We start from the raw sequence: 21,045 nt of genomic DNA, 5'->3' as shown, positions 1-21,045 counted from the left end.
CTCTCACATCGATCGTAATATAAATTTTTATATTACGGATGATACATGATGAGAACCAAAACAACGCTTGCGGCCCTGGTGCCGCTTTTGACGCCCCTGGCCGTCCACGCCGCCCTCAATGCAAAGCGCCCGCCCGCAGACGAAACACTGGTCGTAACGGCAGGCTCCGCCGACGACAGCACTCACGCTGCCGCCGGTGCCGGATTTAAAACCGATGACCTCAGCGTCGGGCCATTAGGTAATAAAGCCTGGCTTGACCTGCCGTACTCCTCCACCACCGTCAACAAAGAGATGATTGAAAACCAGCAGGCGCAGAGCGTCAGCGAACTGCTGAAATACTCGCCCAGCACGCAGATGCAGGCGCGCGGCGGCATGGATGTCGGCCGTCCCCAGAGCCGCGGGATGCAGGGCAGCGTGGTCGCCAACAGCCGCCTCGACGGCCTGAACATCGTTTCCACCACTGCCTTTCCGGTAGAGATGCTGGAGCGGCTCGACGTCCTGAACAGCCTGACCGGCGCGCTGTACGGTCCCGCCAGTCCGGCAGGGCAGTTTAACTTCGTCGCCAAGCGCCCCACCGAGGAGACGCTGCGCAAAGTGAGCGTGGGCTATCAGGGGCGCGGGGCGTTTACCGGCCACGCCGATCTCGGCGGCCATTTCGACGCGGATAAGCGCTTCGGCTACCGGGTCAATCTGCTGAGCCAGGACGGCGAGGGCAACGTCGATGGCAGCACTCTGCGGCGTAAGCTGGTCTCGGTGGCGCTGGACTGGAACATTCAGCCCGGCACCCAGCTGCAGCTCGACGCCAGCCACTACGAATTTTTGCAAAAGGGCTATCCCGGCAGCTTCAGCTACGGCCCGAACGTGAAGCTGCCCTCGGCGCCAAATCCGAAAAAGCGCAATCTGTCGCTGGGCACGGCGGGTAACGATCTGACCACTGATACTATCAGTACCCGGCTTATTCACTATTTTAACGATGACTGGTCGATGACGGCGGGCGTCGGCTGGCAGCAGGCGGACCGCGCCATGCGCAGCGTCAGCAGCAAAATCATCAATAACCAGGGCGATATCACCCGCACGATGAAGGACTCGACGGCCGCCGGGCGTTTCCGGGTACTGAGTAACGCCGCTACCCTTAACGGCCGTCTGATGACCGGCAGCGTCAGCCACGACGTCGCGCTCTCCACCACCGGCTACGTCTGGTCGCTGTACAGCGCGAAGCGCAGCGGCAGCAGCTACAGCTGGGGCACCACCAACATTTACGATCCAACGCGCATGCACGAGCAGGGCGACGGCAAAATTCATACCGGCGGTCCGCGCTACCGCTCCGGGGTCAATACCCAGCAGAGCGTGACCCTGGGCGATACCGTCACGTTTAATCCGCAGTGGTCGGCGATGTTCTTCCTCAGCCAGAGCTGGCTGCAGACCCGCAGCTACGACAAGCACGGCAGCAAAACCAACGAAACTAACGAGGACGGCCTGAGCCCCAATGCGGCGCTGATGTATAAAATCACCCCCAACACCATGGCCTACGTGAGCTACGCCGACTCGCTGGAGCAGGGCGGGACGGCGCCGACGGACGACGGCATCAAAAACTCGGGGCAGACCCTCGATCCTTACCGCAGCAAGCAGTATGAAGTGGGGCTCAAGGCCGATGTCGGCGGCATGAATCTCGGCGCGGCGCTGTTTCGCCTCAAGCGCCCCTTCGCCTACGTCAATGCCGACAACGTCTATAAAGAGCAGGGCAAGCAGGTCAATAACGGCCTCGAGCTGACGGCCACCGGCAACGCCTGGCAGAACCTCAACCTTTACGGCGGCGTGACCTTCCTCGATCCTAAACTGAAAGATACCGCCAGCGCCGCTACCCGCGACAAGCGGGTCGTGGGCGTGCCGAAAGTGCAGGCCAACCTGCTGGCGGAGTACAGCCTGCCTTCCTTACCGCAGTGGGTTTACAGCGCCAATGTTCACTACACCGGCAGGCGGGCGGCGAACGACACCAACACCTCCTACGCCAGCAGCTACACCACCTGGGATCTGGGCACCCGCTATACCACGCGCATCAGCAACGTGCCGACTACCCTGAGAGTGGTGGTCAACAACGTCTTTGATAAGCACTACTGGGCATCCATTTTCCCGTCGGGAACCGACGGTGATAACGGTTCACCGAGCGCCTTTCTCGGCGGCGGTCGCGAAGTGCGCGCCTCTGTCACCTTTGATTTCTGACAGGGGCTGAAATGAAGCTTGCACGTCTTCTTCCGGCGCTGGGGCTACTGCTGAGCAGCGGCCTGCACGCTGATGCCGCGCACCAGGAGGTGAGCATCGCCTCACCGTGGCCGGCGCAGAACGCCATTATTGCCATGCTGGGCTACGGCGAAAATATTGTCGGCACCTCGGCCATTGCGAAGCAAATTCCGCTGTTTCGCCAGAGCTTTCCGGCCATCGACAAGGTGCCGGTTATCAGCTTCGGCAGCGGCCGCGAGCTGAACCCGGAGCAGATCATTGCCCTGCGGGCGAATCTGCTGATCCTGCCCGGCGGCGATGCGCCTCCCGGTACGGCGGTCGCGCAGCAGGCGCTGCTGGAGCAGGCGGGCGTGAAGGTGGTGACCTTTAAGGCTAACGCGATGCAGGCCCTGACCGACAGAGTAGCGAAAACCGCCGCGCTGCTCGGACCGGACGCCGAACGGCGGGCGCAGCGCTACCGGCAGTACTTCGACCGTAACGTGGCGCGGGTGGCTGAAAGACTCAAAGACCTTCCCGCCGGGCAGCGGGTGCGGGTTTATCACAGTATGGGCAGCCCGCTGATGACCAGCGGGCGGCCGTCGCTCAACCAGGACTGGATGGATCTGGCCGGGGCGCAGAACGTGTCCGAACGCTGGTTTGACGATAAGCCAGCGCGATCCGGAGAGGTGTCGCTGGAGAAGGTCGTGGCGGCAAATCCGGCGGTCATTGTGGCAATGAACCGGCGCGATGCTGACGCCATCATGACTTCCCCGCAGTGGGCCAGCGTGGACGCCGTGCGCCACCGCCGCGTCTACGTCAACCCGAAAGGCATGTTCTGGTGGTGCCGGGAAACCAGCGAGGAGGCGCTGCAGTTCCTGTGGCTGGCGAAAATGCTCTACCCGCAGCGCTTTGCCGATATCGATATGCGTCAGGAAACGCGTGAGTTCTATCGGCAGTTCTTCGGTATTGCGCTGAGCGAGGCGCAAATCCGCGACGTGCTGGATCCCCCCCGCTGAGGTGACTGTGACGGATATAACTGAAAACATTTCTTCTGACAGCGCCATTACGCGCGGCTACCGCCGGCTGATGCGCAGGCGCTGCCTGCTGCTGTTGGCCCTGGGCGCGGCGATTGTTGGCGCGCTGTTGCTCGATTTTTCGCTGGGCCCCGCCGGCCTGTCGCCGTCGACGCTGTGGCAGACGCTGCTCCACCCGGCCGCCGCCGGCGGCGGCGTGCGGGTTATCGTCTGGGATATCCGCTTACCCTACGCGCTAATGGCGCTGCTGGTTGGCACGGCGCTGGGAATGGCCGGCGCCGAGATGCAGACGATCCTCAATAATCCGCTGGCCAGCCCGTTCACGCTCGGCGTCTCCTCGGCGGCGGCCTTCGGGGCGGCGCTGGCGATCGTGCTGGGTCTTGGTCTGCCGGGGATCCCGGCAAGCGCTTTTATTCCGGTTAACGCTTTTGTCTTTGCGCTGTTCTCGGCGCTGCTGCTGGACGGCCTGACCCGCTGGGCGCGAATGGCCGTGTCCGGCATGGTGCTGTTCGGCATTGCGCTGGTGTTTACCTTTCACGCCCTGGTGTCGATGATGCAGTTCGTGGCCGATGAGGACACCCTGCAGGGACTGGTGTTCTGGACGATGGGCAGCCTGTCGCGGGCCTCGTGGCCGAATGTTGCGATCCTCGCCGGAGCGCTGGGGCTGCTATTTCCGTGGGCGATGCGCGCCTGCTGGCAGCTAACCGCCCTGCGGCTCGGCGAAGATCGCGCCCTGAGTTTCGGCATCGACGTCCGGCGACTGCGGCTGACGTCGCTGCTGCGGATAAGCCTGCTGGCGGGGCTGTCGGTGGCCTTCGTGGGGCCGGTCGGTTTTATCGGGCTGGTTTCGCCGCACATTGCCCGCCGGCTGCTCGGCGAGGACCACCGCTTCTACCTGCCAGGCAGCGCGCTGGTTGGCGGCCTGGTGCTGTCGCTTGCGTCGACCGCCTCGAAAAATCTTATCCCCGGCGTGGTGGTGCCCGTCGGCATCGTCACTTCGCTGGTGGGCGTGCCGTTTTTTCTGAGCATTCTTTTTCGCCGCCGGGGGCAGATATCATGAGCGGACTGACGATTGCCGGACTTGGCGTCGGCTACGGCAGGCGGCGTATTATTGACGATCTTCACGTGCCCGACCTGAAGCGCGGCGAGGTGACGATGCTGCTCGGCCATAACGGCTGCGGTAAATCGACGCTGCTGCGCGCGCTTGCCGGGCTGAATCGGGCCAGTGGAGAGGTGCTGCTCGATGGCGAAAGCCTGCTGACGCTGACGCCGGCAGCGCGCGCAGCGCGGGTGGTGTATTTGCCGCAGTCGCTGCCGCCCGGCGTGCATCTGCACGTCCTGGAGTCGGTGATTGTCGCCCGGCGGGCGTCGGGCGGGCGCGGAGCGGAGCCGGAGAGAGACGGCGCTCTGGCGCTGCTGGCCGAGCTGGGCATTTCGCACCTGGCGATGCGCTACCTCGACGAACTGTCCGGCGGCCAGAAGCAGCTGGTGGGGCTCGCCCAATCGCTGATCCGCAGGCCCGACCTGCTGCTGCTCGATGAGCCGCTTAGCGCTCTCGATCTCAATCACCAGTTTCAGGTAATGGCGCTGATCCGCCGTGAGACCCTGGCGCGCAATATGGTAACCGTGGTGGTGGTCCACGACATTAATATCGCCCTGCATCACGGCGAGCAGGTTCTGATGCTCAGGGAAGGGCGGTTAGTTGCCGGCGGCGCGCCGGAAGCGGTGATTACGCCGGAGAACCTGGCACAGGTATACGGTGTTCGCGCGCGAGTCGAGCGCTGTTCACAGGGCAGGCTGCAGGCGATGATTGATGGCGTAAGCTGAAAAACGGGCAGCGAACGCTGCCCGCAGAGGATTACTTCGCTTTACCCTGGTTTGCCACGGCGGCCGCTTTGGCGGCGATTTCGTCAGCGTTACCCAGGTAGTAGTGTTTGACCGGCTTGAAGTTTTCGTCGAACTCGTACACCAGCGGTACGCCGGTCGGGATGTTCAGCTCGAGGATTTCGTCTTCGCTCATGTTGTCGAGGTATTTCACCAGCGCGCGCAGGGAGTTGCCGTGGGCGGCAATAATCACGCGCTCGCCGCTCTTCAGGCGCGGCAGAATGGTGTCGTTCCAGTACGGCACCACGCGGTCGATGCAGATAGCCAGGCTCTCGGTGGTCGGCAGCTCTTTTTCCGTCAGCTTCGCGTAGCGCGGATCGTGGCCCGGATAGCGCTCGTCGTCTTTGGTCAGCTCCGGCGGGGTTACCGCGAAGCCGCGGCGCCACTGTTTAACCTGCTCGTCGCCGTACTTCTCGGCGGTTTCGGCTTTGTTGAGGCCCTGCAGCGCGCCGTAGTGGCGTTCGTTCAGCTTCCAGGATTTCTCAACCGGCAGCCAGGCCTGATCCAGCTCGTCCAGCACGTTCCACAGGGTGTGGATGGCACGTTTCAGCACGGAGGTATAAGCAAAATCGAAGCTGAAGCCTTCAGCCTTCAGCAGCTTGCCCGCCGCCTTTGCTTCGCCAACGCCTTTCTCGGACAGATCAACGTCATACCAACCGGTGAAGCGGTTTTCATTGTTCCACTGGCTCTCGCCGTGGCGAACCAGTACCAGCTTAGTTACTGCCATCTTGTTCTCCTGAAATTGCTCTAATGATAACAATTCTCATTATATTGCTGTGGGGATACCACAGGCAACGCTTATCCCTAACCATAGCGAAAATAGCGGCGTTGCGTAAGGCGCTTGTGAAGCACTCTTTGTCTTTTTGTTGGCAAGTGGCGCTATTTTCAGCAGGGTGATGAAAAAAAGCCCTCCGCGGAGGGAGGGCCGTCAGTCAGGCGGGAATAAACTGGTAGCGGGTAACGCTCAGGTACTCCTCACCCGGCTGCAGCACGCAGTCCGGCTGCGGCCACTCGGGATGATTGGGGCTGTCGGGCAAAAATTCGCTCTCCAGCGCCAGCCCCTGCCAGTCGGTGTAGGGCTCGCCGTCGCGGGACGGCGTACCCGCAAGGTAGTTGCCGGAGTAGAACTGCAGCGCGGGTGCGGAGGTAAAGACCCTGAGCGACAGCTGCGCGTCCGCCGACCATACCTGCGCCACCGGCTGATCCAGCGATCCCTGCGCGTCGAGCAGAAACGCGTGGTCGTAGCCTTTGGCTTTGCGCTGATCCTCGTCGCTGAGGAAGTCGTCGGCAATCGCCTTCGGCGCCCGGAAGTCGAAGCCGGTGTTCGCCACCGGCTTTAGCCCGGCGCGGGGAATACCCGTTTCGTCCACCGGCAGATACTGCCCGGCGGCGATCTGCAGCCGGTGCTGGCGCACATCGCTCCGGCCGCCGTCGAGGTTGAAGTAGACGTGATTGGTCAGATTCACCGGACAGGCCTTATCTACCTGCGCGCGGTATTCGATGGTGAGCGAATTATCGTCGCCGAGGTGAAACTTTGCCGTCGCCCGCAGGTGGCCCGGAAAGCCCTGATCGCCGTCGCAGGACTCCAGCGAAAACAGCGCGCTATCGTCGTTGTGATTCTCAATCTTCCAGCGGCGCTTATCGAAGCCCTCCAGCCCGCCGTGCAGCTGATTGACGCCCTGACTCGGCGTCAGGGCGTAACTTTCGCCATTGAGGCTAAAGCGGCTGTCGGCAATACGGTTGGCGTAGCGGCCAACCGAGGCGCCGAGAAACGCCGACTGCTGCGGATACTGCTCCGGGCTGGCGCAGCCGAGCAGGGCTTCGCGCACCGAACCGTCGCCCAGCGGCACCCGGGCGGAGAGCAGCGTCGCGCCCCAGTCCATCAGGGTGACCACCATGCCGGCGGCATTGCGCAGGGTCAGCAGCCGGAACGGCTGCCCGTCCGGCGCGAGGGTTGGCGTTTCGTTCAGCACTGGCCGGCCCCCTGGGATGCTTTGCAGACGTAGAAGGTCTCTTTGATGCCGGTTCTGGCTTCATACTGCGCGCTGACCGCGTCGCGGACGATTTCCACCAGCCCGTCCGGCACCAGCGCCACCACGCAGCCGCCGAAGCCGCCGCCGGTCATGCGCACGCCGCCTTTATCGCCGATGGCGTCTTTAACAATCTCCACCAGGGTATCGATCTGCGGCACGGTGATTTCGAAATCGTCGCGCATTGAAGCGTGGGATTCGGCCATCAGCACGCCCATCCGCGCCAGATCGCCTTTCGCCAGCGCGTCCGCGGCCTCGACGGTACGGGCGTTTTCGGTCAGCACATGGCGCACGCGCTTCGCCACCAGCGGATCCAGCTCGCTGGCCACGGCGTTAAATTCATCGAGGGTGACGTCGCGCAGGGCGGGCTGCTGGAAGAAGCGGGCGCCGGTTTCGCACTGCTCGCGGCGAGTGTTGTATTCGCTGCCGACCAGGGTGCGCTTAAAGTTGCTGTTGATGATGATGACCGCCGCGCCCTGCGGCATCGGTACGGCCTTCGTACCCAGCGAGCGGCAGTCGATCAGCAGCGCGCTGTCTTTTTTGCCCAGCGCCGAGATCAGCTGATCCATGATGCCGCAGTTGCAGCCGACGAACTGGTTCTCCGCTTCCTGGCCGTTGAGGGCAATCTGCGCCCCGTCCAGCGGCAGGTGATACAGCTGCTGGAACACGGTGCCGACCGCCACTTCCAGCGACGCCGAAGAGCTGAGGCCCGCGCCCTGCGGCACATTGCCGCTGATTACCATGTCCACGCCGCCAAACTTATCGCTGCGCTTCATCAGGTGTTTCACTACGCCGCGCACGTAGTTGGACCACTGCTGGGTATCGTGAGCGATAATCGGCGCGTCGAGGGAAAACTCGTCCGTCTGGTTGTCATAATCCGCCGCAATCACCCGCACCGTGCGTTCCTGGCGCGGCGCGCAGCTGATGACCGTCTGATAATCAATGGCGCAGGGCAGCACGAAGCCGTCGTTGTAGTCGGTGTGTTCGCCGATCAGATTAACGCGGCCCGGCGCCTGGATAACGTGGGTGGCAGGGTAGCCAAATTTTTCAGCAAACAGGGACTGGGTGTTCTCTTTCAGACTCATTGTTTTTTATTCTCCGGATTCGCGAAAATGAACGTCGCTCAGTGCGCGCAGGCGTTCTGCGGCCTGTTCGGCCGTCAGGTCGCGCTGGGTTTCCGCCAGCATCTCGTAGCCGACCATAAACTTGCGCACCGTAGCGGAGCGCAGCAGCGGCGGATAAAAGTGGGCGTGCAGCTGCCAGTGCTGATTTTCCTCGCCGTTGAACGGCGCGCCGTGCCAGCCCATCGAGTAGGGGAAGGAGCACTGGAACAGGTTATCGTAGCGGCTGGTCAGCTTTTTCAGCGCAATCGCCAGATCGCCGCGCTGGGCTTCGCTTAAATCGGTAATGCGCAGTACGTGGGCCTTCGGCAGCAGCAGGGTTTCAAACGGCCACGCCGCCCAGTAGGGCACCACCGCCAGCCAGTGTTCGGTCTCGACTACAGTGCGGCTGCCGTCCGCCAGCTCGCGCTGCACGTAATCAAGGAGCATCGGCGAACCCTGCTCGCGGAAATAGTCCTGCTGCAGGCGGTCTTCGCGCGCGATTTCGTTGGGCAGAAAGCTGTTGGCCCACACCTGGCCGTGGGGATGCGGGTTGGAGCAGCCCATCGCCGCGCCTTTGTTCTCGAACACCTGCACCCACGGATAGTCAGCGCCCAGCTCGGCGGTCTGCTGCTGCCAGGTCTTGACGATCTCCTCCAGCGCGCTGAGGCTCAGCTCCGGCAGCGTTTTGCTGTGGTCCGGCGAAAAGCAGATCACCCGGCTGGTGCCGCGGGCGCTCTGGCAGCGCATCAGCGGATCGCTGCTCTCCGGCGCGTCCGGCGTATCGGTCATCAGCGCCGCGAAGTCGTTGGTAAAGACGTAGGTGCCGGTATAGTCAGGATTTTTATCGCCGGTAACCCGGGTATTGCCCGGGCAGAGGAAGCAGTCGGGATCGTAGGCGGGCAGCGTCTGCTTAGACGGCGTCTCCTGCGCCCCCTGCCAGGGGCGCTTGGCGCGGTGCGGCGAAACCAGGATCCACTGGCCCGTCAGCGGGTTATAGCGGCGATGCGGATGATCGACGGGATTGAATTGCGTCATGACGGGTCCTTAGTCCGGATAGCCCTGCGGATGGCGGGACTGCCAGTGCCAGGTGTCCTGCGCCATTTCGTCGAGATTGCGGGTTACGCGCCAGTTGAGATCGCGGTCGGCTTTGCTGGCATCGGCCCAGTAGGCGGGCAGGTCGCCGTCGCGGCGGGGCGCGAAGTGATAGTTCACCGGCTTGCCGCAGGCTTTACTGAAGGCATTAACCACGTCCAGCACGCTGCTGCCGACGCCAGCGCCGAGGTTATAGATGTGTACGCCCGGTTTGGCGGCCAGTTTTTCCATCGCGACGACGTGGCCATCGGCCAGATCCATAACGTGGATGTAGTCGCGCACGCCGGTGCCGTCTTCGGTCGGATAATCGTTGCCGAAAATGGCCAGCGAATCGCGGCGGCCAACGGCCACCTGGGCGATGTACGGCATCAGGTTATTCGGGATACCCTGCGGATCTTCGCCCATATCGCCCGACGGATGCGCGCCGACCGGGTTAAAGTAGCGTAGCAGGGCGATGCTCCACTCCGGCTGGGCCTTCTGCAGATCGGTCAGGATCTGCTCGACCATCAGCTTGCTCTTGCCGTAGGGGCTCTGCGGCGTGCCGGTAGGGAAGCTCTCGACGTAGGGGATCTTCGGCTGGTCGCCGTAAACGGTGGCGGAGGAGCTGAAGATGAAATTTTTCACGTTGGCGGCGCGCATGGCGGAAATCAGGCGCAGAGTGCCGTTAACGTTGTTATCATAGTACTCCAGCGGTTTAGCAACGGATTCGCCCACCGCCTTCAGCCCGGCGAAGTGGATCACTGCCTCAATGGCGTGCTCGCGCAGTACGTCGGTCATCAGGGCTTCGTTGCGAATATCGCCCTCCACAAACAGGGGCCGTTTGCCGCCCAGGCGCTCAATAACCGGCAGCACGCTGCGCTTGCTGTTGCACAGGTTATCCAGAATGATGACGTCGTGCCCCTGCTTCAGCAGCTGCACGCAGGTGTGACTTCCAATGTAACCGCTACCACCCGTAACCAGTACTCTCATTTCTCGCTCCATTAGCCTTATGGTATGTGATAAGGCTAGCATAACAGAGAAGCGAAAAGTGTGACATAAGGCATGTTAGTGGAATCGTTTACACTGCGCCTTTTTATCCTTCCTGCATTGATGTTTATGGTGTAAATACAGGCAGTAAGCGAGAAAAACTGCCGCTTTTCTGAAAAGCGGGAGCAGGGCCCCCGCCTGGAGAGGTTATTTTAGCGGCCCCACCTCATAGCGGTAGCCCTCGCCGTCGGCGACGAACGCCAGGCGGTGGGTAATACAGTCGGGGGCGTCTTCCTGGTGATGGGAGACAAACAGCAGCTGGGTATTGCCCTCTTTAATCAGGACATCAATAAAGCGCCGCACCAGCTGGCGGTTGAGCGGATCCAGCCCCTGCAGCGGCTCATCGAGGATCAGCAGCGTCGGATGTTTGACCAGCGCCCGCACGATCAGCGCCAGCCGCTGCTGGCCCCAGGAGAGGCTGGTGAACGGCGCATCGGCGGTGCGCCGATCGATGCCGAGAATATCCAGCCAGCCCTGGACCAGCTTGTGCTGCCGGTCGGAGACCGCCTGATAGATGCCGATGGAATCGAAATAGCCCGACAGAATAACGTTGCGCACGTTGGTGCTGACCCGATAGTCGAGGTGCAGGCTGCTGCTGACGTAGCCGATGTGCTTTTTGATATCCCAGATAGTTTCGCCGCTGCCACGGCGGCGGCCGAACAGGGTCAGATCGTTGCTGTAGCCCTGGGGATGATCGCCGGTGACCAGGCTCAGCAGCGTCGATTTTCCGGCGCCGTTGGGGCCGACTATCTGCCAGTGCTCGCCGGGGGAGACGGTCCAGCTCAGGTCGTTAATGATAGGCTTATCGTTATAAGAGACGTGGCCGTGATTCAGCACGATGCGCGCCCCCTCCCGGGCCAGCTGCAGGTGGGCGGGCGGTACGTCAGGCTCCGGCAGCGCGATGCCCTCCAGCCGCTCGCTGTGCGCCAGCTGAGCCACCAGGGCCTGCGCCAGCAGCGCCGCTTTGTCGCCGGTCTCCAGCAGGGTGCAGTCGGCCAGCACGCCGGCGAACGGCACGAAGTCGGGAATATCGTCAAAGCGGTTGAGCACCAGCACCAGCGTCTGGCCGCCGGCGTGCAGGCTCGCCAGCAGATCCGCCAGCGACCGGCGGGAAGCGACGTCGAGACCGTCAAACGGCTCATCAAGGATCAGCAGATCCGGCTCGGCCATTAGCGCCTGGCACAGCAGCGTCTTGCGGGTTTCGCCGGTGGAGAGGTACTTGAAGCGGCGGGTCAGCAGGTGGCCGATGCCGAAGCGATCGGCAAGCGCCGCGCAGCGGGCCGGATCTTTGACCTCTTCCTGAATGATCTCGGCGGCGGTGCGGCCGGTGTCGTCCTCGTCCGGGCCGAGCATATCCGTATTGTTGCGCTGCCACTCTTCGCTGACCAGCTTTTGCAGCTGCTCGAAGGAGAGGCGGGTAATGCGGGCGAAGTCGTTCCGGCGGCTGCCGGCCAGCAGGGGAAGCTCTCCGGCCAGTGCTCTGGCAAGGGCGGATTTACCGCTGCCGTTGCTGCCGACGAAGGCCCAGGCATCCCCCGAACGCAGGGTCAGGGCGTCGATGGCGAGTGTCTTTGTATCCCCAAGACGAAACGTGCCTTGCGAAATTTGCAATGATGACATGATGTATCCCGTTTTTTGCAGCGATGGCGTTCAGGGATACGTCTTCTGGCCGTTAATGTCAAGCCGTCAGCAGAGGGTGGCGAGGATCACCCGGTCGGCGTTGAAGCAGGCGATAGCCTCTTCGCCTTCATGCAGGCCGGACGACTGCTCATCGGGCACCGTGGCGCACAGCGTCTGCCCGTCCGGCAGGGCCATCAGCACCTCGCACTGGGCCGATCCGCGCTCGATGCGGCTGATGGTGCCGGTCAGCTGGTTATCGGCCCGGGCCGCCGCCTGCGGATCGCGGGTGATGCTTACCCACGGCGCTTTCAGCAGCACCAGTACCTCTTTCCCCTCGTCCAGCCCCAGGCGGTCGCCGCTGCGCGCGGTAATTGCGACCTTGAGCCGGGTTTTTCCGTCCGCCAGGAGTACGTCAACGTGCTCCTGAACCTGCTGATGGTCGCGGCGGGTAATGGTGCCGAACCACTGGTTGCGGGCGCTGGTCTGCAGCGAGAAGCGGGAGATGGCGGCCAGCAGGCTGTCCAGCGGCAGGGCGTCGTCATCGCTCAGCACGTCAAACGCCTTCTGCTGGATCTGCGCCAGCAGATCGTAAAGCTGGATCAGCCTCTGGCCGTAGCGGGTCAGTACCGCGCCGCCGCCGCCCCTGCCGCCGGTCGACCGGTCTACGATGGGCTGGTCGCTGAGCTGGTTCATTTCGTTAATCGCGTCCCACGCGCTTTTGTAGCTGATCCCGGCGTTTTTCGCGCCCTGGCTGATCGAGCCGGTAATATCCACCTGTTTGAGTAGCGCGATGCGCCTGGGGTCGGCAAAAAGGCGCTGCTGGAGTCTGAGGGTGAGAAGAATTTCAGCCTGCATATCAATGTCCTGCAAATAGTGTGTGGGCGTATACGGCGGCTATTATCGCACAGAGCATGGCACAAAAGGGGCGTGTAATTCCTGAATATCTGGTTACAATATGGCAAACATACTGTCTATGGAGCTGACCATGTTAGAATTATTGAAAAGTCTGGTATTCGCTATCTGCATGGTGCCTGTGGTGATGGCGATCATTCTGGGGCTGATTTACGGACTGGGCGAGGTGTTTAACATCCTCTCGGCCGTCGGCCACAAAGAGAAGCGCCAGCAGCAGCACTGATTTCAATGCGCCCGGCATCGCCGGGCGCTTCTTTATTGTACGCGTAATTGTACGCCTGCATCATCACGCTTAAGTTCTTATTCTTCCTGCCGATATATTACGTCACAAAGTCCACATTTAGCGCTGGGAAAAGCCTGTCGTTATCGCTATATTTCATCATACATAACGCACTCACAGGAGTTACAGATGAAACGTTCGTGGTTACGCCTCGCCGCCGGGGCCGCCTTATCCCTTTCCGTTGCCGGTTATGCCGCGGCTGATGAAGGTAAAATCACCGTATTTGCCGCCGCTTCGTTGACCAACGCGCTGCAGGACATTGCCAAAGCCTATCAGCAGGAGAAGCACGTTGAGGTGGTCTCCTCCTTTGCCTCCTCCTCTACTCTGGCGCGCCAGATCGAGGCCGGGGCGCCGGCGGACCTGTTTATCTCCGCCGACCAGAAGTGGATGGACTACGCGGCAGAGAAAAAGGCGATTGATACCGCCACCCGCGAAACGCTGCTCGGCAACAGCCTGGTGCTGGTTGCGCCGAAGGCCAGCGCCCAGGGCGAGGTCACGATTGATGCCAAAACCAACTGGACCCGCCTGCTGAAGGGCGGCCGCCTGGCGGTCGGTAACCCGGACCACGTGCCGGCAGGTATCTACGCCAAAGAGGCGCTGACCAAACTCGGCGCGTGGGAAACCCTGTCGCCGAAGCTGGCGCCGGCGGAAGATGTACGCGGCGCGCTGGCGCTGGTTGAGCGCGACGAAGCGCCGCTGGGCATCGTTTACGGTTCTGACGCGGTGGCCAGCAAGGGCGTGAAAGTCGTCGGTACCTTCCCCGAGGACTCACATAAAAAAGTGGAATATCCGGTCGCCATCATCGACGGTCATAAAAACGCCGCCACTACCGCGTTCTACGACTATCTGAAGGGCCCGCAGGCCTCCGCTATCTTTAAACAGTACGGATTTACGACCCGCTAATGATCTTGAGCGATCCCGAATGGCAGGCGGTCCTGCTGAGCCTGAAAGTGTCCTCTCTGGCCGTAGCCTGCAGCCTGCCGTTTGGGATCTTCTTTGCCTGGCTGCTGGTTCGCCGTCATTTTCCCGGCAAGGCGCTGCTGGACAGTCTGCTTCATCTGCCGCTGGTGCTGCCGCCGGTGGTAGTGGGCTACCTGCTGCTGATCGCCATGGGGCGCCGCGGTTTTATCGGCGCCTGGCTGTATGACTGGTTTGGCATCACCTTTGCCTTTAGCTGGCGCGGGGCGGTGCTGGCGGCGGCGGTGATGTCGTTTCCGCTGATGGTGCGGGCTATACGGCTGGCGCTGGAAAGCGTCGATACCCGGCTTGAGCAGGCGGCGCGCACCCTCGGCGCCGGGCGCTGGCGGGTGTTTTTGACCATCACGCTGCCGCTGACCCTGCCGGGCATTATCGTCGGTACCGTGCTGGCCTTCGCCCGATCGCTGGGCGAGTTTGGCGCCACCATTACCTTCGTCTCCAACATACCCGGCGAGACGCGCACCATCCCTTCGGCCATGTACACGCTGATTCAGATCCCCGGCGGCGAGAGCGCGGCCGCCCGGCTGTGCCTGATCTCCATCGCGCTGGCGCTGGCCTCGCTGCTGGTCTCCGAATGGCTGTCGCGCCTCAGCCGCGCGCGGATCGGGAGATAGCCGTGCTTGAGCTTAACTTTACCCAGACGCTGGGCAGCCACTGCCTGACGCTTAACGAAACGCTGCCCGCAACGGGGATCACCGCTATTTTCGGTGTCTCCGGGGCGGGCAAGACCTCGCTGATTAACGCCATCAGCGGCCTGACGAAGCCGCAGCAGGGGCGCATCGTCCTCAACGGCCGGGCGCTCAGCGATGCGGAAAACCGCGTTTTTCTGCCGCCGGAGAAGCGTCGGGTGGGCTACGTTTTTCAGGACGCCAGGCTGTTCCCGCACTATAAAGTGCGCGGCAACCTGCGCTACGGCATGGCGAAAAGCATGGCCGGACAGTTCGACAAGCTGGTAGCGCTGCTGGGCATTGAGGCGCTGCTCGACCGCCTGCCCGGCAGCCTCTCCGGCGGCGAAAAGCAGCGGGTTGCTATCGGCCGCGCGCTGCTCACCGCCCCCGAGCTGCTGCTGCTCGACGAGCCGCTGGCCTCGCTGGACATTCCGCGCAAGCGCGAGCTGCTGCCCTATCTGCAGCGGCTGGCCCGCGAGATCAATATTCCGATGCTCTACGTCAGCCACTCGCTGGATGAGATCCTCCACCTGGCGGATAAAGTGCTGGTGCTGGAGGGCGGCAGCGTGAAGGCCTTCGGCAACCTGGAGGACGTCTGGGGCAGCAGCGTCATGCACCCCTGGCTACCCCAGGAGCAGCAGAGCACCATTCTCAAGGTCACGGTGCTGGAGCACCATCACCACTACGCGATGACCGCCCTGGCGCTGGGAGATCAGCACCTGTGGGTCAATAAGCTCGACCGCGAGGTGCAGTCGCCGGTGCGCATCCGCATTCAGGCCTCCGACGTATCGCTGGTCCTGCAGCCGCCGGTCAACTCCAGCATCCGCAACGTGCTGCGGGCGAAGGTGGTGGCCTGCTTTGACGACGCCGGCCAGGTGGAAGTGCAGCTCGACGTGGCCGGCCGCACGCTGTGGGCGCGCATCAGCCCCTGGGCGCGGGACGACCTCGCGGTGAAGCCGGGCCTGTGGTTGTATGCCCAGATTAAAAGCGTGTCGATTACGGCGTAATGAACTGCTTCAGCAGCGTTTCCGCCAGCGGCAGCATATCAAATCCGTCGCGATCGAGAAAATGACCGCCGTCCGGCAGGCCGTAGAGCGGGGCGACCAGCCGCTGGCTCAGGCGCAGGGAGTACTCCGGGGCAACGATCTCATCATTGAGCGAGGCGATAACCGCGCGGTGCGCAATGCCGGTAAGACTCGCCAGGTTGACCAGCGGCGCGGCGGTAAACGCATCCAGCTCAGGTAGCGTGGGCACCGGCTCGCTAAAGCCTGACACCATAATAATGCCTCCCGCGCGCTCCTTATCTGGCCGCTGGCTCAGGTAGCGCAGGACGGTGATGCAGCCGAGACTGTGACCGACAAAAAAGGTCCGGTCATCCACTTGACCAACCTGCTGGCGCAGCGTCTCCTGCCAGCGCTGCGCGTCGGGTGCGGCAGAATCCGGCATCGCCGGGATAACCACCTCCATGCCGAGGGCTTCGGCCCGCGCTTTTAGCCATGTAAACCAGTGGTTGGCAGGCGAGGCCATAAATCCGTGAACGATAATCAGGCGTGCTTTTGTCATCAGAGTCTGGTTCGGTATGGGCTGGGTTTTAGTACTATACGTCAGCGCAAATAAGCCCGGCAAGCGCGCCGCCGCCGGGCCATTTTTCATCGGCAGGCGATCAGAACATCGTGTTTTCGTTCGCCGACGCCGCCGGCACCTGCTGGTTCACGTCCCAGTGCTCGGTAATTTTCCCCTGATCGTTTACCCGGTAAATATCCACGCTGGCGGTACCGCGATCCTCGGGATTATTCTGGTACTTAACGTGGACATACACCAGATCGCCATTTACCGCGCTGCGGTAAATTCTGGCGCTGTACTGCGGATTATCGATAAACAGCTGCGAAAAATACGCCAGGAAAGGGGCGCGGCCATTGCCGACAAACGGATTATGCTGCTTATACTCTTCGGTAATTATTGCTTTAGCCACATTGGCATCGTGACCATTAAAAAATCCGTCATACAGTGCCTTCACCACATTTAATTTCTGCTGATTCTGGTGCTCAATGTTTGCCGCTGACGGCCGGCGCCCGTTTTCATTTTCCGCCAGCAGCGGGGCGCTAACCAACAGGCTGCTAATAATAAGCGAGGGAATAAAAAGTTTTTTCATCACTGTTCTCCCGAGTTGCCGATAATTTTTATCTGCCCTGTAAGATGGGTAAAGCTGCCGTCGCCGCTGGCAATGTTGGTATAAACGATACCGCGCGGGTAATCCTGCACGTGGGTGACGTTATCGCCGGTACCCGGCTCGTGCCAGTAGACCATATAGACCTGCGGGCGGATCTCCACGGCGGTGTAGCGCACCGTGTCGGTTATTCCCTGCGAGGCCGGCCCGTTGCCGGTGAAGGTCATGGTCTGGCTATCGGTAAAGTCGAGACGAAAAGCGAAATCACCAAAGGTGACCTGGACAATTTTCCCCTCGGCAATATAGCGATGGGGCTTTGCCGTTTGCGTATTATTGGGGGGCGCATCGGGTGCCGCGATCCCGCTGGAAATGAAAAGTGATGAAGCCATGAGTACTGCTAATGCCATTCCGTTTTGCTTTAGTCTTTTCATGGGTATTATCCGCTGGTATTGACAGGAGTCTTAATATTTATGAGGGACAGCGGAAATACAAGACTGAAGTTTATTTTTTAGGAATAGTTAGAGATATAATGTGATGATTGTTTTAATTACCTTTCTGTAATTACCAAAAGGTAATCATTAAAAAGTATTAAAATAAGGAACCACGCGGCTCCTTATTCAAGATTAAAAGGTAAAGTGACTAAAAGATATCAATATCCCTACAGCAGCTGCTTATAAATAAAGTCGGCAATGCTGTTTTCAGTATTATCGCCAATCACTACCTTTGCCCGCGCCTTGACCGCATCGTCGGCATTCCCCATCGCCACGCCGGTACCGGCTGCCTCCAGCATACTGATATCGTTATAGTTATCGCCGAAGGCCACCACGTCCTGCATCGACAGGCCCTGCGACTCAACCCAGCGCGCCAGCCGGTAGCCTTTGCTGTTACCCTTGCGGGCGATATCCACCTGGTCATGCCATGACCATTCGCAGGCCAGATCCAGCCTGTCGGCGACCACATCGGTAACGCGCTGCAGCCGTTCGGTATCTGCGTCGGCGAGGGCAAATTTCCACACCGCCTTCACCTCGCGCGCGGCGTTGGCCAGAGAAGGGACCTGAGTAAAGGAGGGCCGCTGGGCTTCAGGCAGCGACTGCGCCCAGTTGAGCGTACGGGTAATGTGGCCCATCGGCTGTTCGTACATCATCGTGTCATCAACGTACATCAGGCCGTGAATGCGGTTCTCTGCCAGCAGGGCGATCAGCGCCTGCGCTTTTTCGACGGGCAGCGGATCGCTCTCCAGCACCGTTTTTGCCGCATAATCGTACAGATAGGTGCCGTTACAGCAAATGGCAGGTGTATCGAGCGCCAGCGCCTGATAAAAAGGATGAATTGCCACGTGGTGACGCCCGGTGACGATCAGCACCTGATACCCGGCCGCTTTCGCCCGGGCAAGCGCCTCCAGCGAGGCGGGAAGAATGGTTTTGTTCGGGGCCAGCAGTGTGCCGTCTAAATCAAGAGCTATTACGCGCGGTGCCATTGTGCGGTCCTGGTTGTCAATGAAAAACAGGTTCATGATGGTACACCGCTTCACCGCAGGGGCAAATTTTTCAGCGTCTGGCGGCAAAAAATACTATCGTGGTATTTTGCCTCCACGCGCAGTTAAGGAAAGGAGTTTTCATGAAACAGACCGTATATACCGCCAGCCCGGAAAGTCAGCAGATCCACGTCTGGCGCCTTGAGCACGACGGTGCCCTGACGCTGGTGCAGGTGGTTGACGCCCCGGGGCAGGTGCAGCCGATGGTAATCTCTCCCGACAAGCGCTTTCTTTACGTCGGCGTGCGTCCGGAGTTCAGGGTGGTCGCCTACCGCATCGCGCCCGACGACGGCGCCCTGACGCCGGTCGGCGAATCCGCGCTGCCGGGCAGCCCGTCGTTTATTTCTACCGACCATAAAGGCGAGTTCGTCTTCAGCAGCTCCTACAATCAAGCCTGCGTCAGCGTGACCCGCCTTGAAGACGGTCTGCCGGTCGGCCTTGTGGACGTGGTGGAAGGGCTCGACGGCTGCCACTCAGCCAATATTTCGCCGGACAACCGCACCCTGTGGGTGCCCGCCCTGCTGCAGGACCGCATCTGCCTCTTTACCCTCAGCGACGACGGCAAGCTGGTGGCGCAGTCCCCGGCGGAGGTCACTACGCCGGAAGGCGCCGGGCCGCGCCATATGGTGTTCCACCCGAACGGCCAGTATGCCTACAGCGTCAATGAGCTCAGCAGCACGGTCAACGTCTGGGAACTGCGCGACCCGCGCGGCAACATCGAATGCGTGCAGACCCTCGACATGATGCCGCCGGACTTCACCGGCACCCGCTGGGCCGCCGATATTCACATTACGCCGGACGGCCGCCACCTCTACGCCTGTGACCGCACCTCCAGCACCATCACCATCTTCACCGTCTCCGAGGACGGCAGCGTGCTGGAGATCCAGGGCTTCCAGCCGACCGAGACCCAGCCGCGCGGCTTTAACATCGACCACACCGGCAAGTTCCTGCTGGCGGTCGGCCAGAAGTCCCATCACCTGGCGGTCTACGAGATTGCGGGCGAGCAGGGGCTGCTGCGCGAGAAGGGCCGCTATGCGGTCGGCCAGGGGCCGATGTGGGTAGTAGTTAACGCGCAGTAAAAACTGTTATATCCTTGTCTTACGTTATGCTGGTCATACCTGCTGACCAGCATTTTTACTGTGCGTTTTTTAGAGATAACCTCTGATTCAGGGATGCTTTCGTGAAGAGCTTTTGTACGCTGCCCCGTGCGGCCTTGCTGTGTCTGTCTCCGGCCTTTGCCGGCTGCGCGCTGTCGCCATCGGTGCCGGTGCTCGGCGCGGCGTTTCCCGGCTGGTTCTTCTGCCTGCTCGGCGGCGCGCTGCTGCTCATTCCCTGCCACCTGCTGATTGCCCGCCGCGGCTGGCAGCCCCGCTTCTCACCGCTGGTGATTAGCTACCTGGCGCTGATGTTTATCTTCGCAGCGCTGCTGTGGTTTCTGTTTTTTACCTACCGATAAACGATGACGGACTCCCCCTCTGCTATGAAAAAGAAAAAATGGCCGCTGCTGGCGCTGGTCATCGCAGCAATCGTGGTGCTGATCCTCGTCATCTGGCAGATGCAGACCTCGCCGCAGACCAATGACGCCTACGTCTACGCCGATACGATTGACGTGGTGCCGGAGGTAAGCGGCCGGATTGTGGAGATGCCGGTGCGCGAGAACCAGCGGGTGAAAAAGGGCGATCTGCTGTTTCGCCTCGACGCCCGCGCCTATGAGGCGATGCTGGTCGATGCCGAATCCCGGCTGGCGGCGCTGGACGCGCAGATTATGCTGACCGGGCGCACCATCAAGGCCCAGCAGTACAACGCCGAATCCGTCGCTGCGGCGGTGGCCCGCGCCCAGGCGCTGGTGAAGCAGACCACCTCCACGCGTACCCGTCTGGAGCCGCTGGTGCCGAAGGGCTTCGCCTCGCAGGAGGAGCTGGATCAGGCCCGCACCGCCGAGAAAGCGGCCCGCGCCGAGCTGGCGGCGACTCAGCTGCAGGCCAGTCAGGCCGCCGCCGCCGTCACCGGTACCGATGCGATGGTCGCCCAGCGCAGCGGCCTGGTAGCGCAGGTGGCGCTGGCGAAGCTGCACCTCGAATACACCGAAGTACGCGCGCCGTTTAACGGTATCGTCGTCGGGCTGAAAACTACCCTCGGGCAGTACGTCTCGGCGCTCAAGCCGGTCTTTACCCTGATCGACGACGACCGCTGGTACGTGGTGGCCAACTTCCGCGAAACGGATCTTGATAACGTCCGCCCCGGCGCTCCCGCCAGGCTGACGGTGATGACCGACCACTCGCGGGCCTTCGACGGCGAGGTGGACTCCGTCGGCGCGGGCGTGATTTCAGGGCAGGGCGCGAGCCTGCCGGGCGGCCTGCCGTTCATTGAGCGCAGCATTAACTGGGTGCACGTCTCCCAGCGCTTCCCGGTCAAAATTCGCGTCAAAAACCCGGATCCCGGCCTGTTCCGGATGGGGGCTTCCGCCAGCGCCGTGCTGCTGCCGCAGCGGGACAACTAG

At 61.6% G+C, this 21,045-nt stretch carries 22 protein-coding genes; 11 read left to right on the top strand and 11 right to left on the bottom strand.

The genetic code is table 11. The features are described 5' to 3' along the window. Window positions 1–48: 48 nt before the first annotated feature. From ENGE1_RS15980 to ENGE1_RS15965, 4 genes are all read left to right on the top strand, one after another. Window positions 49–2,220, top strand: coding sequence for a TonB-dependent receptor (locus ENGE1_RS15980; RefSeq protein ID WP_048253139.1), 2,172 nt, complete (start codon window positions 49–51; stop codon window positions 2,218–2,220). A gap of 11 nt (window positions 2,221–2,231) precedes the next feature. Continuing rightward, window positions 2,232–3,233: an ABC transporter substrate-binding protein gene (locus tag ENGE1_RS15975; RefSeq protein WP_048253062.1), complete on the top strand. Its 1,002-nt coding sequence runs from the start codon at window positions 2,232–2,234 to the stop codon at window positions 3,231–3,233. Between the two features lie 70 nt (window positions 3,234–3,303). Continuing rightward, window positions 3,304–4,311, top strand: coding sequence for a FecCD family ABC transporter permease (locus ENGE1_RS15970; RefSeq protein WP_080962694.1), 1,008 nt, complete (start codon window positions 3,304–3,306; stop codon window positions 4,309–4,311). After that, window positions 4,308–5,078, top strand: a complete 771-nt coding sequence (locus tag ENGE1_RS15965; RefSeq protein ID WP_048253064.1) for an ABC transporter ATP-binding protein — start codon at window positions 4,308–4,310, stop codon at window positions 5,076–5,078. The genes ENGE1_RS15970 and ENGE1_RS15965 overlap by 4 nt, the downstream gene beginning before the upstream one ends. Window positions 5,079–5,109: 31 nt before the next feature. On the opposite strand, the gene gpmA is transcribed toward ENGE1_RS15965, so the two are convergent. From gpmA to modE, 7 genes are all read right to left on the bottom strand, one after another. After that, the gene (gpmA, locus tag ENGE1_RS15960; RefSeq protein ID WP_043085108.1) at window positions 5,110–5,862 is read right to left on the bottom strand and encodes a 2,3-diphosphoglycerate-dependent phosphoglycerate mutase; all 753 of its coding nucleotides are present in this window, start codon (window positions 5,860–5,862) and stop codon (window positions 5,110–5,112) included. Window positions 5,863–6,067: 205 nt separating this feature from the next. Next, a complete protein-coding gene (galM, locus tag ENGE1_RS15955; RefSeq protein ID WP_048253065.1) occupies window positions 6,068–7,108 on the bottom strand; it encodes a galactose-1-epimerase in 1,041 nt (346 codons plus the stop codon). After that, window positions 7,102–8,250, bottom strand: coding sequence for a galactokinase (galK, locus tag ENGE1_RS15950; RefSeq protein WP_048253066.1), 1,149 nt, complete (start codon window positions 8,248–8,250; stop codon window positions 7,102–7,104). The genes galM and galK overlap by 7 nt, the downstream gene beginning before the upstream one ends. 6 nt (window positions 8,251–8,256) lie before the next feature. Beyond that, window positions 8,257–9,303 (bottom strand): galactose-1-phosphate uridylyltransferase, encoded by a 1,047-nt coding sequence (gene galT, locus ENGE1_RS15945; RefSeq protein ID WP_043085102.1) that lies wholly within the window; start codon window positions 9,301–9,303, stop codon window positions 8,257–8,259. 9 nt (window positions 9,304–9,312) lie between these two features. Beyond that, window positions 9,313–10,329 (bottom strand): UDP-glucose 4-epimerase GalE, encoded by a 1,017-nt coding sequence (gene galE / locus ENGE1_RS15940; RefSeq protein ID WP_043085101.1) that lies wholly within the window; start codon window positions 10,327–10,329, stop codon window positions 9,313–9,315. Between the two features lie 204 nt (window positions 10,330–10,533). Beyond that, the gene (gene modF / locus ENGE1_RS15935; RefSeq protein WP_048253067.1) at window positions 10,534–12,006 is read right to left on the bottom strand and encodes a molybdate ABC transporter ATP-binding protein ModF; all 1,473 of its coding nucleotides are present in this window, start codon (window positions 12,004–12,006) and stop codon (window positions 10,534–10,536) included. A 66-nt stretch (window positions 12,007–12,072) separates the two neighbouring features. Further along, entirely contained in the window at window positions 12,073–12,861 is a 789-nt protein-coding gene (modE, locus tag ENGE1_RS15930; RefSeq protein WP_048253068.1) for a molybdenum-dependent transcriptional regulator, read from the bottom strand. Between the two features lie 130 nt (window positions 12,862–12,991). Between modE and ENGE1_RS15925 the strand changes: the two genes are divergently transcribed. From ENGE1_RS15925 to modC, 4 genes are all read left to right on the top strand, one after another. Then, a complete protein-coding gene (locus ENGE1_RS15925) occupies window positions 12,992–13,141 on the top strand; it encodes an AcrZ family multidrug efflux pump-associated protein (RefSeq protein WP_043086704.1) in 150 nt (49 codons plus the stop codon). 186 nt (window positions 13,142–13,327) lie between these two features. Further along, window positions 13,328–14,101: a molybdate ABC transporter substrate-binding protein gene (modA, locus tag ENGE1_RS15920; protein ID WP_048253069.1), complete on the top strand. Its 774-nt coding sequence runs from the start codon at window positions 13,328–13,330 to the stop codon at window positions 14,099–14,101. After that, window positions 14,101–14,790, top strand: coding sequence for a molybdate ABC transporter permease subunit (gene modB / locus ENGE1_RS15915; RefSeq protein ID WP_043085095.1), 690 nt, complete (start codon window positions 14,101–14,103; stop codon window positions 14,788–14,790). The genes modA and modB overlap by 1 nt, the downstream gene beginning before the upstream one ends. Before the next feature lie 2 nt (window positions 14,791–14,792). Further along, window positions 14,793–15,851, top strand: a complete 1,059-nt coding sequence (gene modC / locus ENGE1_RS15910) for a molybdenum ABC transporter ATP-binding protein ModC (protein WP_043085093.1) — start codon at window positions 14,793–14,795, stop codon at window positions 15,849–15,851. On the opposite strand, the gene ENGE1_RS15905 is transcribed toward modC, so the two are convergent. The 4 genes from ENGE1_RS15905 to ENGE1_RS15890 all read right to left on the bottom strand — a co-directional run bounded on the left by ENGE1_RS15905 (window position 15,841) and on the right by ENGE1_RS15890 (window position 18,488). Beyond that, a complete protein-coding gene (locus ENGE1_RS15905; RefSeq protein ID WP_048253140.1) occupies window positions 15,841–16,407 on the bottom strand; it encodes an RBBP9/YdeN family alpha/beta hydrolase in 567 nt (188 codons plus the stop codon). The two genes, modC and ENGE1_RS15905, sit on opposite strands and share 11 nt — an antisense overlap. A 100-nt stretch (window positions 16,408–16,507) precedes the next feature. Continuing rightward, window positions 16,508–16,996, bottom strand: a complete 489-nt coding sequence (locus tag ENGE1_RS15900) for a nuclear transport factor 2 family protein (protein ID WP_048253070.1) — start codon at window positions 16,994–16,996, stop codon at window positions 16,508–16,510. Further along, on the bottom strand, window positions 16,996–17,400 hold the full coding sequence (locus ENGE1_RS15895) for a MoaF-related domain-containing protein (protein WP_225823528.1): 405 nt from the start codon (window positions 17,398–17,400) through the stop codon (window positions 16,996–16,998). Before ENGE1_RS15895 ends, ENGE1_RS15900 begins: the two co-directional genes overlap by 1 nt. Before the next feature lie 269 nt (window positions 17,401–17,669). Continuing rightward, window positions 17,670–18,488, bottom strand: coding sequence for a pyridoxal phosphatase (locus ENGE1_RS15890; protein WP_043086701.1), 819 nt, complete (start codon window positions 18,486–18,488; stop codon window positions 17,670–17,672). A gap of 140 nt (window positions 18,489–18,628) precedes the next feature. Here ENGE1_RS15890 and pgl point away from each other — a divergent pair, with 140 nt between their 5' ends. The 3 genes from pgl to mdtN all read left to right on the top strand — a co-directional run bounded on the left by pgl (window position 18,629) and on the right by mdtN (window position 21,045). Further along, window positions 18,629–19,624 carry a 6-phosphogluconolactonase gene (gene pgl / locus ENGE1_RS15885; protein ID WP_048253071.1) on the top strand — a complete coding sequence of 332 codons (996 nt, stop codon included), beginning with the start codon at window positions 18,629–18,631 and terminating at the stop codon, window positions 19,622–19,624. Between the two features lie 101 nt (window positions 19,625–19,725). Further along, a complete protein-coding gene (locus ENGE1_RS15880; RefSeq protein ID WP_086499420.1) occupies window positions 19,726–20,001 on the top strand; it encodes a YtcA family lipoprotein in 276 nt (91 codons plus the stop codon). A gap of 3 nt (window positions 20,002–20,004) precedes the next feature. Further along, window positions 20,005–21,045, top strand: coding sequence for a multidrug transporter subunit MdtN (gene mdtN, locus ENGE1_RS15875; RefSeq protein ID WP_064360655.1), 1,041 nt, complete (start codon window positions 20,005–20,007; stop codon window positions 21,043–21,045).

It is taken from the genome of Pluralibacter gergoviae ATCC 33028 = NBRC 105706, assembly GCF_001598855.1.
GTDB classification, from domain to species: Bacteria; Pseudomonadota; Gammaproteobacteria; order Enterobacterales; family Enterobacteriaceae; genus Pluralibacter; species Pluralibacter gergoviae.
The sequence above is the reverse complement of the archived record's forward strand: the minus strand, read 5'-3'. Positions and strand labels throughout refer to the sequence as shown.